The sequence below is a fragment of the Gilliamella sp. M0364 genome (assembly GCF_016100565.1).
In the GTDB taxonomy this organism is placed as follows: Bacteria; Pseudomonadota; Gammaproteobacteria; order Enterobacterales; family Orbaceae; genus Gilliamella; species Gilliamella apis.
This window is the reverse complement of the sequence record NZ_JACFSF010000001.1, coordinates 529,958-543,840: the sequence shown is the minus strand read 5'-3', so window position 1 is coordinate 543,840 and position 13,883 is coordinate 529,958. Positions and strand designations below refer to the sequence as shown.

Genomic DNA, 13,883 nt, shown 5'->3' with positions numbered 1-13,883 from the left:
TTTAATCAGACAATTATTCAATGCCTAATACCATACGCCCATTTTTGGTGGCAACATTTACCACATTATCTAAATCTGTATAACGACAGCCAGTGACTAATAATTTAAGCTCTTCCCACATATTACCGGTTGAAAAAGGTAACATATAATCACTGACGTTATCAGTCCCAATAGCAACAGGTATCCCGGCGGCAGCAAGTTCATCGACTGGCGTTAATGAATTGCGGGTAGGGCCATGTTCTTCACGGCGCGGGCTATCGATCCAAGCAAATGGGCAAGCAATTACCATCATTTTAGCTTCTTTCATTTTTTGGTAGAGTTTTTGACGATATTCTAAACTATGAGCGGTAATTGAAATACTATGAATAGCCACCACGCGACCATACATACCATGCTCAATGGTTTTATCAGTAAGTTGCTCGGTTTCGATTTCATCTGATGAGTTAAACTGGTCAACATGGACATGTACCATTTTGCCTAATGCTTTACCGGTCTTCATTAACACATCTAAATGTTTTAATCCCATTCCTTCACCATGATCTCGCTCATCTCGACGAGGCAAACCACCAATAATATCCACTAAATCAGCACCTTTATCAAACCAGTATCGGGCTTCTTTATCAATGACTCCTTTAAGAGTTTGATTAACTAATTTAATGATAATGTCACTCTTATAGGTTTCACGCGCTCGCAGCGCACCTCTAATTGCTCGCTCTTCGGCAATCGGATCAATATCAACAAATGAACCCATGGCAGTAACACCTTGTTCTATCATGCGTTCAACCGCCATGCTAAAATGCCGATAATAATCATCTTCAGTCATTGCTGCTTTCACTTTATCAAGCGTGTCCCATTTTTCAATTAAAGTCTGTTTTTGATAGACATCAAAACTATCTACAGTGATAGTAAAAGCACGATCAGCATGCATATGTGAATTAACCCAACCACCATTTTGTTTAATTTTGTTCATCAAATATGCTTTCAAGCTCTGATCTCGACTAGTTGATAACATTTGTTTATTATCGGTCATAATGCGCCTCTAAAATTTGGTTACTATTAAGTTTTAATAAAAAATGGATAAAAAAAATCCCCCAAAAAGGAGGATCAAAATAAACCTGTTAGGATATTTCTTATAGCAATGAAAACACAAGTTGTCATGGAAGTTTACACTTTATTATTTTTCCGAAGTGGGAAAGATTTTAATGGATTCATTGTTAAGATCAAGCATTTTAATTTTAAAAATATTTAAATAAATGAAAAGGTTAAAGTATTATTTTTTAGATTTTTCAAACTAAAAAAAGTCTATTTATACTCTTAAAGAGTAAACTTTTAAATTACATATGCCTAACTTACTATTTAATAATAAGTATAGTGGTCGAAAAAATGAGATTAGCATGGTTATTAAAAGCTGTTTATTCTTAACAGTAGGATTTCAATCATTACAAAACAAGTTTACTTATAAGGGTAGAATATGTCACAACTAAACATTATTGCCACCATTACGATAAAACCAGAGTATCATGAAGCATTTAAACCTATATTTAAACGATTAGTTATCGATAGTCGAGCTGAACATGGTTGTGTTCGCTATGAGTTGAATCAAAGTATTGAGAATCCCAATATTTATATAGTAGTAGAAACATGGCAATCACAGCAGGCGATTGACTTACATAATACAACGCCACATTTTGTTGAATTTGCTAATTTTGCTAAGGAGCAGGTTGATGGATTATCGATTTGTATAGCTAAACAGGTTAATGTCTAAGCGGATAACTAAATACCAACAAAACCACCGATATTTAATCATATCGGTGGCAAATAAGCTTACATTTTGTCAACGGTTTTAATGCCAAGCATATCTAAACCCGTTTTAAGCGTTTTGGCTGTTAATGAGGCCAGTTTCAATCTGCTAACTTTCAAACTTTCATTTTCCGCGGCCAAAATAGGGCAGTGTTCATAAAAACTTGAAAATAGGGTAGCGATATCATACAGATACGCACAAAGAACATGTGGAGTACCTTCTGCGGCAACAGTTGTGATTGTTTCATCAAATTGATTCAAACGAATTGCTAACGCTCGTTCCTTTTCAGTACCTAAATCGATATGACCATCTAGATTTTCTTCATTGATATTTGATTTTTTAAATACTGAAAGTACACGGGTATAGGCATACTGTAAATAAGGTGCTGTATTGCCTTCAAATGACAGCATATTATCCCAATCAAATATATAATCAGTTGTTCTATTTTTGGATAGATCAGCATATTTAACCGCACCAATGGCAACTGCATCAACCACTTGAGCAAGCTCGGCATCAGAAAGATCAGGATTTTTGCTTTTAATTAATGTTGCGGCTCGCTCTGTTGCTTCATCGAGTAAATCATTTAGTTTAACGGTATCACCTGAACGCGTTTTAAATGGTTTACCATCTTTACCTAACATCATACCAAACATATGATGTTCAAGTTTTAAAGATTCTGGGACATATTTTGCTTTATGCACAATCGCCCAAACTTGTTCTAAATGTTGGTGTTGGCGTGAATCGGTATAATATAAAATACGATCCGCGTGTAAGGTTTCATAACGATATTTTGCACAGGCAATATCGGTTGTTGCATAAAGATAACCACCATCTCGTTTTTGGATGATAACACCCATTGGTTCGCCTTCTTTATTTTTATACTCATCTAAGAACACAACGATAGCGCCTTCGCTTTCAACGGCTAATTTTTTCTGTTTAAGATCGGCAACAATGCCCGGTAGCATGCTGTTATAGATACTTTCACCCATGGTATCTTCTAATGAAAGTGTGACATTGAGTCGTTTATATGTGGCAATATTTTGCGTCATGGTAATATCAACCAGTTTTCGCCACATTTCACGGCAATACTCATCACCACCTTGAAGCTTAACGACATAATTACGGGCTTTTTCAGCAAAGACTTCATCTTCGTCATAATGTTTTTTGGCTGCACGATAAAAAGATTCTAGATCCGATAGATCCATATCGTTGGCCTGTTCATTTTGCATTTTTTCAAGGTAAGCGATTAACATACCAAATTGAGTTCCCCAATCACCAACGTGATTAGCTCGAATCACATTGTGACCAAGAAAATTTAAGACTCTAACACTCGCATCACCAATAATAGTTGAGCGTAAATGACCAACATGCATCTCTTTTGCTACGTTTGGTGCTGAGTAATCAACCACAATAGTTTGTGGTTTAGCTGGTAAAGTGATATTCAATTTATCGCTACTTAACGCTACTTCGTTCTGCTCGGCAATCCAACTATTTTTTAAAAAGATATTAATAAAACCCGGTCCAGCTATTTCTACTTTATCGGCAATATCTTCAATATCCAGATGTTGTAATACTTTTTCTGCCAATGCGCGTGGTGGCATAGCCAATTTTTTAGCGGTAGCCATGATACCATTTGCTTGATAATCACCAAATTGAACTTTGGCTGATTGCTTGATTAAAGCATCACAGTTTTTATCTGCACCAGCCATAATCATTGCTTGCGAAACTCGTTGCGTTAATAGTTGTTGAATGTTCACATTGTACCTAATCAATAATCATAAAATGAGGCATATAATACCGACAAACACAACAATTGTCACTGATTGCCTGTAATCTTACCTTGTTTTAATTTGTCTAAATTTGTATTTATCAACCCCTCGCCTGTTTACAATTCTATTTGCTACCACTAAACTACTCATCGTTCTCAACGGGGTGCCCTGAAGGGCTGAGAGTGTCAGAAAAACTGACATAACTCGTCGAACCTGAACTGGATAATACCAGCGGAGGGATTTGAGTTATTATATCTGCTCAAACCTTTTGTCTTTTACACATTACTTTGGAGGCAAAATGTTTCGTAAAAACTTTTTACTATCTGTTATATTTTCATTTTCACTATTTAGTCATCTAGCAAATGCACAACAACCAACTCTAACCGTTTATAGTTACAACTCATTTATGTCACAATGGGGGCCGGGTGAAGCAATTAAAAAAGGCTTCGAAGCGCAATGTAATTGCCAACTTGATGTTGTCACATTAGGGGATGGTGTATCTGTTTTAAATCGAATTCGCCTCGAAGGCGACAAAACAAATGCGGATGTTATTTTAGGATTAGATAACAATCTATTAGCACAAGCCAAGCAAGCGGATATCTTAATTCCGCATCAAATTAGTAAACCCGATAACCTCAATACCGATTGGTGGGATGATAGTTTTATACCTTACGATTTTGGCTATTTCGCTTTTATTTATAATCAAAATAAAATTAAAAATCCTCCTCATTCATTACATGAATTGGTCGAAAACAGAGCTAATTGGAAAATCATTTATCAAGATCCTAGAACCAGCACTCCAGGACTAGGTTTATTGTTTTGGATGAAAAAAGTCTATGGTGACGAGGCGGCAAATGCATGGCAACAAGTGGCTAAACATACAGTCACAGTAACTAAGGGCTGGAGTGAAGCTTATGGTATGTTCCTAAAAGATGAGGCTGATTTGGTATTAAGTTATAGCACATCGCCGATAGCACATATTATTAATGAAAATAATCATAGCTACGCAGCCGCGATTTTTGCTGAAGGTCACTATCGCCAAGTCGAAGTGGCTGGCATCATTAAATATAGCCAAGAAGTCGATTTAGCTCGACAATTTTTACGTTACTTACTAACACCTGAGATACAACGGCAATTTGCTGAAAAAAATGTGATGTATCCAATTATTAAAACCGATCTACCCGATGCCTATAAGCAAATTAATACCATTGATAAATCGCTAGAATTTACACCGGAAGAGATTGAAAAACATCAAAAAGGCTGGATTCGTGAGTGGCAGTCAGCAATAAGTAACTAGTTAAGTATTATTAATGTTAAAATTCAGATCATTATTACCAGGTATCAGTGCTGCTAGTTTAATTTTAATCATATTAAGTTCAGCACTTCTCGCTATCTGGAAATTTGCCTTGCAGTCAGGAAATTTAACCATCTATTTTGATAGTTACATATTGCATATTATATGGATAACTTTTTACCAAGCTGTATTGTCGACGTTATTATCACTAATCGCGGCTATATTAATGGCTAAAGCATTATCTTTAGTCGATTTTAAAGGTAAAAAGTTGTTATTGAAAATAATGCCTATTACCTTTATCTTACCAACACTAGTTGTTGTAACTGGTTTACTATCGGTTTACGGGCGACAAGGTTTATTATCAAATATCTGCCAAATATTACACATACCATTCTCATTTTCAATTTATGGTTTACAAGGCATTTTATTGGCGCATGTATTCCTGAATTTCCCTTATGCCTGCTGCCTATTTTATCAAACCTTACAAAGCGTACCTATTGAACAAAAACACTTAGCTGCGCAATTAAATTTTAGCAATGTAACTTTTTTTAAAATTATTGAATGGCCATTACTTCGTAGACAAATATTACCTATGGCGGCATTAATTTTTATGTTATGTTTTTCAAGTTTTGCTATTGTTTTAGCATTAGGTGGCGGGCCAAAATATACCACGCTTGAAGTTGCTATTTATCAAGCAATTCGTGATTTTGATCTGTTACAAGCAGCATTACTTGCCTGTTTACAATTAGTTTGTTGTATTGCCTTCGTTGGATTAATGCAAAAGATAAACAGAATCGATAAAAAATTAACGCTAAAATTTACTCAAACAGACTACCGTTTACCTCAACCCAAAGGATTAAAAATTGTTAGTTCAGTGCTAGTTTTGATTGGTGGATTATTTATACTGTTACCGATGCTGACCATCCTTTTTCAAGGTATCTATTTCTTTCAATTTTCACTGTTGACCTTCTCATTACAGCAAGCTTTACTTTTTTCAATCATTATTGCAATTGGTTCATCAATTATTGCCATGACACTAGGGTTACTATTACTTTGGACCAACAGTCGACTACTGATAAATAGACAACCGCGATTGAGTAATGGACTATTATTAATTGCATCACTGATTCTAGCCATACCAAGTATGGTATTGGCATCAGGATTATTTTTATTACTATTTGACTATAGTAATAATACCGTTTTTATCTGCTTATTGATGATGGTTTGTAATGGATTGATGGCTTTACCATTTATTACAAAAAATCTTACCGTTCCAATGTATGATATTACTGCTCAATATTGGCGACTTACCCAATCACTGAATATTAATGGTTTAACTCACTTTTATCTAATTGATTTTAGAGGGTTAAGAAGAACAATATTAATGAGCTTTGCATTTGCTGGCATCTTGTCATTGGGCGATTTTGGTGTAATTGCTTTATTTGGTGGGCAGTCAGTCACCACTTTACCTTATTATTTATATCAGCAGATATCGCATTATCAATACAAAGAAAGTATAGTAACAGCAGCAATTTTATTAATTTTATCATTTAGCTTATTGGTTGTTATGGATTATGATCGAACTTCAAAAAACTGAGTATCAATATGATAACTTCAACATGCACTTTGTGCTTAATATTGCTGCTAAAGAAAGAGTAGTGATTGTTGGCCCAAGTGGTGCAGGCAAAAGTACATTACTCAGTTTAATTGCCGGATTTATTTTTCCTCATTCAGGGCAAATTATCCTAAATCATCAAAACGTCACCACAACTTTACCGGGTAAACGGCCGGTATCGATGCTATTCCAAAACAATAATTTATTTAGCCATCTCACTGTCGAACAAAATATAGCGTTAGGTATTAAACCATTATTAAAACTTAGCCGAGCAGAACGGACAATAATTGGTGACATATTAGTGCGTGTCGGATTAGAAGGCTTTAACCAACGTTATCCCGAACAGCTCTCAGGTGGTCAACGGCAACGCGTTGCACTGGCACGCTGTTTAATACAACATCGTCCAATTTTACTCCTTGATGAACCATTTTCTGCCCTTGATCAAGCATTACGTTTTGAAATGCTAGCTCTTGTTAATCAAGTATGTAGCGAATTCAACCTTACTTTAATGATGGTCTCGCATTATTTAGATGATTCTCTTCACCACTTCTCACGTTGCCTTGTTATTGATAATGGAAAAATTATTTTTAATGCAGCACCAAAACAGTTATGGCATTCGGAAAATCAAAAAATTGCCAATTTATTAGGCATTGAAAGTTAGAATTTTAAGTTGAAAAATTTTGCGGAACGGGGTTTTTAAAGCCTAAAATCCCCCTAAATCTTCTTCGAAATTGGTTTTAAGCGAGTAATTAAGCGGTAATATTACATTCACCTTTACAAAAATTAACAATTAAACAGCCAAAATAAGTTGCATGGTTTTTTCCAATCACTATACTTTTATAGCATATTTATATGAATGGATAAATTTTATGTCGGTAGGCATAAAATTGTAAATAAATCATTAATTTAATTGACAGGAATGTCGGATATGTGTTATAATTTAAAACACCAAACACCAAACACCAAACCTATAATTTAACGTTAGTAAAGTTAAGCACGCACGGTCTATTATCTCATTACAATTTATTTTTCCAGCAAATTCGGCAAAATTTTTTAAAATTTCTTGGTTTAGCCTGTTTATCTCGGCCGATGGTTTTCATATTAACCGTGGTTGTTTTACTTTCTATTTCTTTTGCTAATCATGCATTAACCGCTAAAACGATTTATGTTATTCAAGGTTCAGCGCCTTATTTAACCTTCGATGGTGGTAGTACTCGGGTAACAAATACTGAAGCGCTACTCAGGATATCCCTTTCAGATGGAAGAACATTTACTCGGACAACCAATGATTCAAGTTTAGACAATCCTATCGAGTTACCGGTTGCTGGTCAGAGTTTTAATGATATTGGTATGTTGATACCAACTGATAAAAATTTAATCGAATTAAATTCTCTTATTGCATCACCCTATAATTATTGGGGGGATGATGATGGTGATGGTCAGGGGATTAATGGTGTCACTGCTACCGGTGGTTTATATTTAGATATTTTTGATAAAGACGGTTCTCGTGTTGCCCGTAATGAAGTGCTGTCTATTTGTAAAGCGCCATATAAATTAGTCTTATCTAATTTTGAAAGTAGATTAACAACACGTTATGGTGTGCCTAATGAAACTCGTTTTGAGCGAAGGAGTACCACTTATTATATTAATCCTAAGAAAGAATCATCGCCAGTGATTTGTTATGTAATGCCTAACATAAGTGGGTTTGGGTTGGGTGGTATTCCTGCTGACAAATGGTACCGTTATGGGAAGGGTTTTCTACCACAATCATTTACGCCATCGTCTTATGGTTCAAACTTCCCGACTACTGGTGCTAATAATTTGTATTTTGATTTAGTTATTGCCGGCACTAATCAGGCCTTATCTTGGGCTCCGGTTTCTCATGGTGGTATTACGGCGACGATGACCGATTCAACAAGTACCAGCGTTCGAGTCACCCTAACGGGTCCTGTTGCTACACCATCGCAATGGTCTTCAAATAATCCAGGTGAAATCGACAGACTATCTTTACCGCAGGTATTTGAGTTAGTTGGTCGTGATAGCAGTGGTAATGCGGTGGTCAAATATGGATTTGAGTTAAAGCAATGGTTTGTTAATCGTGGTGAAATTTATTATTCCTATCTTAGTACGAAATCTTGGTGTAATAATATTGGATACCGTCTCCCAACGGTCAGTGATTTAACTAATGCGACTTGTGAACCATGGCGGGACTGGCAGACTCAAGATGTGTGTGAAGGTGCAGAAGGTGCAACGCCTTCGTCACCTAATAAGTATTTCCGTCGTCACATTGGTGCAGGATTTTTCACGGAATGGGGGGATATGCGCTATTACGCTAATGCCCACTTCGGATACGCTAATCGCTACTTCGAATACGGCCATTGGACGCAAGATAGTGTGGGTGGTAATCCTTATCGTTTTTTTGTGGTTAACTCGTGGGATGGTACGATATATAACGATTATCCCTTCCCCAATTACGGACTCTGTGTCTATCCTTAACTATTATTTTTTAGTTCTTAGGTATTGAAGTTGAGGATAAAAATAACGTTAGGGCGATAAAAACGATTTTGTGGCGCGACATTGGCAATGTGCTGACAACTGAGTGAGGTTAGCATGGCAAACAGGGATGTTTGCCAAGGCTGTGATTTGTCAGGAACAAATCACAGCCGGTGCGTTAAGAGCGAACGAAGGCGGAAGGCAGTCACATCGTGACCACTTGCGTAGTCGCCGCGGGAGATTGTAAAGAGGGTTCGCGCCAACCCTCTTAACTCGGACGTAATCACCGTATAGAAACAACCACCAAACAACAAAACGTCCGAAACTCAAAGAACTAAAAAATAAAGAACCAAAAAATTTTGAGGAGAGGGGTTTTTGAAACGCTTATTCTACTTTTCTTTCACAAAAAGACAGTAATTAACCATTATTATTTGCTCTTAAGGTTTTGTTAATCTGCTTTTGTTAGTTTAGTGACCATTATTAATTGTGAATAATAGTAGCTATGCAAAAGTTAGATAATTCTGTGAGTTTTAATTGGTGTTCATTGATCTATGTGATGTTATTTTTTTGTTACTTTTCTTGTAGTTTGCAACTCTATATTGCTTTGTCTGGACATGCTAATTTTATTGGCTTACGTGATTCAATTATTTACAGCATGATTTGGCTAGTACCGGTATTATTTTTCCCTCGTTATACCAAAAAAATTGCTACTGTTTATGGCATTATAATTGGGGGATTATCTTTAATTTCTATTGGTTATTTTACCATATATCGACAAGAGTTTTCACAGAGTGTCTTTTTTGTAATGGCCGAGTCGAATTATAACGAATCACATGAATTTATCTCTCAATATTTAAGCATTAAGTTAGTTATAGTATTGCTGATCTATATTTCGCTTGGTTTTTTTCTATGGCTTAAAGTCAAACCTATTTATGTTAAAAATATGACTAAATGGTTAGTGTCGATAATCATTGTTATTTATGCATTAATGCCGCTGTGTATTAGTGTTGTAATAAAAAAAATGTCGTTTGAACAAGCAACTCAGCATTTGCTAACACGTATGGAAACCACGGTTCCGTGGCAATTAATCAATAGTTATTTAGCTTATCGTTCGCAACTTTCAAATATGGAGAATATCTTAAATCATCTGCAAACACTGCCTGAGTTTGAAAATTTAACGGATGATAATGGTGATACACCAAGAACATTAGTGTTAGTGATTGGTGAATCGACCACACGTACTCGGATGGGTATTTATGGCTATGAACGCAATACTACGCCGTTGATTGAACAATTTAAGCAAGATAATCCTGATTTTGTTGTGTTTAATGATGTGGTTTCATCAAGACCTTATACTATTGAAATATTGCAGCAAGCCCTAACTTTGGCAGATGAACAAAATCCAGATTTATATCTTAGCAAACCCTCGCTTATTCACCTTATGAAGCAGGCTGGTTATAAAACGTTTTGGATCACTAATCAACAGACGATGACAAAACGTAATACGATGTTGACTATGTTTTCTAAACAAGCTGATGAACAGTTTTATATGAATAATGATCGTAATCAAAGTTCACGCCAATATGACTCATCGGTATTTGAACCATTTAAAAAAGTATTACAGGATCCTGTTGAAAAGAAATTTATCGTCATTCATTTGTTGGGTACGCATATGAAATATGAATTGCGCTATCCTCAAAGTGCAGAGTATCAGCGTTTTAATGATAGATCGGATTTAGCGTTTAAACTAGATGATGATAAGTTAAAGGTTTATAACAGTTATGATAATGCGATCAACTATAATGATTTTGTAACAACTAAGCTATTTAATTTATTTAAAGATAGTCAAGCAAATGGTTTTATGTTGTATTTTTCTGATCATGGTGAAGATGTTTATCAAACTCCTCCGCATGATGTTTTAGGGCGTAATGAAAAAGCGCCGACTAAGGTGATGTATACCGTTCCATTTATGCTATGGCAGTCACCAAAATGGCTAGCTAGTCATCCCAATAACTATCAGTCCTATGTGAATAGAAAATTCAGTACTCAAGACTTGATTCATACTTGGTCTGATTTAGCTGGGCTTAGTTATAATTCCTATGCTCCAGAAAAAAGTATAGTAAATCCGAAATTTGAACAACCGATTCGGTGGATTGGCGATCCTCATGATAAAAAAGGCTTAACTGATTTTGATAAGTTAACTAAATAATAGTGAGTAATTTGCAGATAAAGTTAAGGTATGGTATTGTATATTTATACAGTTATTTTTAAATGCTATTACACCTATTATGCGAAAAATTATTCATGTCGATATGGATTGTTTTTATGCCGCTGTCGAAATGAGAGACAATCCCCGTTATCGCAATATACCTATTGCGGTAGGGGGTGATCCGCGTAAGCGAGGTGTGGTATCAACTGCAAATTACTTAGCTCGGCAATTTGGTGTTCATAGCGCTATGTCAATGGCACAGGCAGTTAAGCTATGTCCTAATCTTAAAGTTATCCCCGGTCGGCATGCTGTTTATAAAGAAGTTTCTACTCAAATTCAGCAAATCTTTAAACGATATGCTCAAGCTATTGAAACACTCTCCCTTGATGAAGCTTATCTAGATGTGACTGATTGTAAGCTTTTTCACGGCTCTGCCACTTTAATTGCTCAAGATATCCGTCAAGCGATATATAAAGAACTCGAACTCACTGCTTCGGCTGGTGTTGCACCACTTAAGTTCTTAGCTAAAATAGCCTCTGACATGAATAAGCCAAATGGCCAATATGTGATTACACCCGAACAAGTAGGGAGTTTTATTGAGCAGTTACCGCTAAAAAAAATTCCTGGTGTGGGTAAAGTAACTGAGAAAAAGCTAACTGAATTGGGATTGTATACTTGTAAGGATGTGGTCAATTATGACCTAACCAAATTGCTTAATCAGTTTGGTAAGTTTGGTCGAATTTTATATGAACGTTGTCAAGGTATAGATGAACGTGAAGTTTGTAATGACAGACAACGTAAATCCGTAGGCGTAGAGCGTACTTTAGTTGATGATATTCATAGTTGGGATGAGTGTTTAGCTCAATTTGATCCGTTATTTGATGAACTCGAAAAAAGATTAAGCAAAGTTCGTGCTGATTTATCGATTGCAAGGCAAGGGGTCAAATTTAAATTTGATGATTTTCAACTGACAACCCAAGAGCATGTCTGGTCAAAATTGGATAAGGATGATCTGATTGAGCAGGCTTATAAAGTGTGGACAGAAAGACGAAATAATCGAGGTATAAGATTAATTGGTTTTCATGTCACTTTGATTGATCCTCAAGTTGAAAAACAGCTAATTTTTCAATTTTGATTGCTAACTGACGATCAAATAGTTATTTTTTACTATTAGATCATGGTGAGATTTGTTAATGATTAAGGATCTGATTTAATTTTGATAAATCAGATCCTTGATTGTTATGTTGAATAGATAGCTAAATGATTATTTTAAATTTTGACCATTAGTCTTAATTACATTTTTATACCATTCAAATGATTCTTTTTTATAGCGTTTCATGCTGCCGTTACCTTCATTGTCACGATCAACATAAATTACGCCATAACGTTTTTTCATTTCACCAGTAGTGAAAGATACTACGTCGATAATTCCCCATGCTGTATAACCAATCACATCAACACCATCGTAATCCATCGCTTTTTGCATCGCTTTGATATGAGCGCCAAGGTATTCAATACGTGGTTTATCATGAATTTGGTTATCGTGTTCTAGTTCATCTATCGCACCAAAACCATTTTCAACAATGAATAGTGGTAATTGATAACGATCATATAAACGGTTAAGAGTGTAACGTAATCCTTCCGGATCGATTGGCCATCCCCAGTCACTGCTTTTAATGTATGGATTTTCAACCGCATTTGGAAGCGCACCATTGACGATATTGTCACGATGTTCATTTTTAGCATCAGCTTTTACCACTGTTGACATGTAATAACTAAAGCCGATGTAGTCAACTGTTCCTTGTTTTAAACAGGCTAAATCATCTTCAGTGATGTCAAGTTTGTAACCTTCTCGTTCAAACTCTTTTAATGCATAAGCTGGGTAATAACCACGTACATGTACATCAGGGAAGAAGAAGCGTTGATGCATAGCGATTTCTGATGCCATCATATCTTCAGGATTACAAGAATATGGATAGATTGGCACATGCGAAATCATACAACCAATTTCAAAATTAGGATTAATTTTCTTACCAGCAATTACCGCTTTAGCACTTGCTAATAATTCATAGTGTGCTACTTGATAAAGCACTTCTTGTGGATTTTCACCAGGTTTAACTTTTACACCTGAATTAGTCCAAAAGAAGATTGGATTACTAGTATCCATTTGATTATTGATTTCGTTGAATGTCATCCAATATTTGACTTTATTTTTATAGCGCTCAAAACAACTAATTGCGAAACGTTCGAAAAACTCAACCGTTTTACGATTTCTGAATCCACCATAATGACGAGCAATATGTAATGGAATTTCAAAGTGTGAAAGGGTGATAACCGGTTCAATTCCATTAGCAATAAGTTCATCAAACACGTCATCATAAAACTGTAGGCCAGCTTCATTTGGTTCTAACTCATCACCATTAGGAAAGATTCGGGTCCAAGCAATTGAAGTACGTAAACATTTCAAACCTAATTCAGCAAATAATTTAATATCCTCTTTATAATGATGATAAAAATCAATTGCAGTGTGATTTGGATAAAATTTACCAGCTTCGATATCTTGAGTGATTTGTCTTGCAACGCCATGAGCACCAGCGGTCATGACATCAACCACGCTTGGTCCTTTGCCCCCTTCATTCCAGCCGCCTTCAAATTGGTGGGCAGCTAATGCACCACCCCATAAAAATGGTTTTTTAGTCATT

10 protein-coding genes and 1 riboswitch are annotated in these 13,883 nt (G+C 35.8%); of the genes, 7 read left to right on the top strand and 3 right to left on the bottom strand.

Translation table 11 applies throughout. The features are described 5' to 3' along the window. Positions 1 to 13 precede the first annotated feature (13 nt). Complete coding sequence (locus H3U96_RS02475) at positions 14 to 1,030, bottom strand: amidohydrolase family protein (RefSeq protein WP_198195459.1); 1,017 nt, start codon at positions 1,028 to 1,030, stop codon at positions 14 to 16. Positions 1,031 to 1,471: 441 nt separating this feature from the next. Here H3U96_RS02475 and H3U96_RS02470 point away from each other — a divergent pair, with 441 nt between their 5' ends. Next, positions 1,472 to 1,765, top strand: coding sequence for a putative quinol monooxygenase (locus tag H3U96_RS02470; RefSeq protein WP_198195451.1), 294 nt, complete (start codon positions 1,472 to 1,474; stop codon positions 1,763 to 1,765). Positions 1,766 to 1,824: 59 nt separating this feature from the next. Here H3U96_RS02470 and argS read toward each other — a convergent pair whose 3' ends face one another. After that, positions 1,825 to 3,558 carry an arginine--tRNA ligase gene (gene argS, locus H3U96_RS02465; protein WP_198195449.1) on the bottom strand — a complete coding sequence of 578 codons (1,734 nt, stop codon included), beginning with the start codon at positions 3,556 to 3,558 and terminating at the stop codon, positions 1,825 to 1,827. Between the two features lie 161 nt (positions 3,559 to 3,719). Beyond that, positions 3,720 to 3,828, top strand: a riboswitch (TPP riboswitch). 40 nt (positions 3,829 to 3,868) lie between these two features. Here argS and thiB point away from each other — a divergent pair. The 6 genes from thiB to dinB all read left to right on the top strand — a co-directional run bounded on the left by thiB (position 3,869) and on the right by dinB (position 12,316). Further along, positions 3,869 to 4,867: a thiamine ABC transporter substrate binding subunit gene (gene thiB / locus H3U96_RS02460; protein ID WP_198195447.1), complete on the top strand. Its 999-nt coding sequence runs from the start codon at positions 3,869 to 3,871 to the stop codon at positions 4,865 to 4,867. Positions 4,868 to 4,880: 13 nt separating this feature from the next. Beyond that, entirely contained in the window at positions 4,881 to 6,461 is a 1,581-nt protein-coding gene (gene thiP, locus H3U96_RS02455; protein ID WP_198195445.1) for a thiamine/thiamine pyrophosphate ABC transporter permease, read from the top strand. Next, a complete protein-coding gene (thiQ, locus tag H3U96_RS02450) occupies positions 6,439 to 7,140 on the top strand; it encodes a thiamine ABC transporter ATP-binding protein ThiQ (protein WP_086320183.1) in 702 nt (233 codons plus the stop codon). The genes thiP and thiQ overlap by 23 nt, the downstream gene beginning before the upstream one ends. A gap of 428 nt (positions 7,141 to 7,568) precedes the next feature. After that, positions 7,569 to 8,975, top strand: a complete 1,407-nt coding sequence (locus H3U96_RS02445) for a hypothetical protein (RefSeq protein WP_198195443.1) — start codon at positions 7,569 to 7,571, stop codon at positions 8,973 to 8,975. A gap of 499 nt (positions 8,976 to 9,474) precedes the next feature. Continuing rightward, complete coding sequence (cptA, locus tag H3U96_RS02440) at positions 9,475 to 11,181, top strand: phosphoethanolamine transferase CptA (RefSeq protein ID WP_086361042.1); 1,707 nt, start codon at positions 9,475 to 9,477, stop codon at positions 11,179 to 11,181. A 79-nt stretch (positions 11,182 to 11,260) separates the two neighbouring features. After that, positions 11,261 to 12,316, top strand: a complete 1,056-nt coding sequence (dinB, locus tag H3U96_RS02435; RefSeq protein WP_198195440.1) for a DNA polymerase IV — start codon at positions 11,261 to 11,263, stop codon at positions 12,314 to 12,316. 129 nt (positions 12,317 to 12,445) lie between these two features. Here dinB and H3U96_RS02430 read toward each other — a convergent pair whose 3' ends face one another. Continuing rightward, on the bottom strand, positions 12,446 to 13,882 hold the full coding sequence (locus H3U96_RS02430) for a 6-phospho-beta-glucosidase (protein ID WP_086361041.1): 1,437 nt from the start codon (positions 13,880 to 13,882) through the stop codon (positions 12,446 to 12,448). Position 13,883: the final 1 nt, after the last annotated feature.

Coding starts and splice junctions, on each gene's coding strand:
- H3U96_RS02470 (WP_198195451.1), top strand. CDS start 1,472: ATGTCACAACTAAACATTATTGCCACCATTACGATAAAACCAGAGTAT.
- dinB (WP_198195440.1), top strand. CDS start 11,261: ATGCGAAAAATTATTCATGTCGATATGGATTGTTTTTATGCCGCTGTC.
- H3U96_RS02475 (WP_198195459.1), bottom strand. CDS start 1,030: ATGACCGATAATAAACAAATGTTATCAACTAGTCGAGATCAGAGCTTG.
- thiB (WP_198195447.1), top strand. CDS start 3,869: ATGTTTCGTAAAAACTTTTTACTATCTGTTATATTTTCATTTTCACTA.
- cptA (WP_086361042.1), top strand. CDS start 9,475: ATGCAAAAGTTAGATAATTCTGTGAGTTTTAATTGGTGTTCATTGATC.
- H3U96_RS02445 (WP_198195443.1), top strand. CDS start 7,569: ATGGTTTTCATATTAACCGTGGTTGTTTTACTTTCTATTTCTTTTGCT.
- H3U96_RS02430 (WP_086361041.1), bottom strand. CDS start 13,882: ATGACTAAAAAACCATTTTTATGGGGTGGTGCATTAGCTGCCCACCAA.
- thiQ (WP_086320183.1), top strand. CDS start 6,439: ATGATCGAACTTCAAAAAACTGAGTATCAATATGATAACTTCAACATG.
- thiP (WP_198195445.1), top strand. CDS start 4,881: ATGTTAAAATTCAGATCATTATTACCAGGTATCAGTGCTGCTAGTTTA.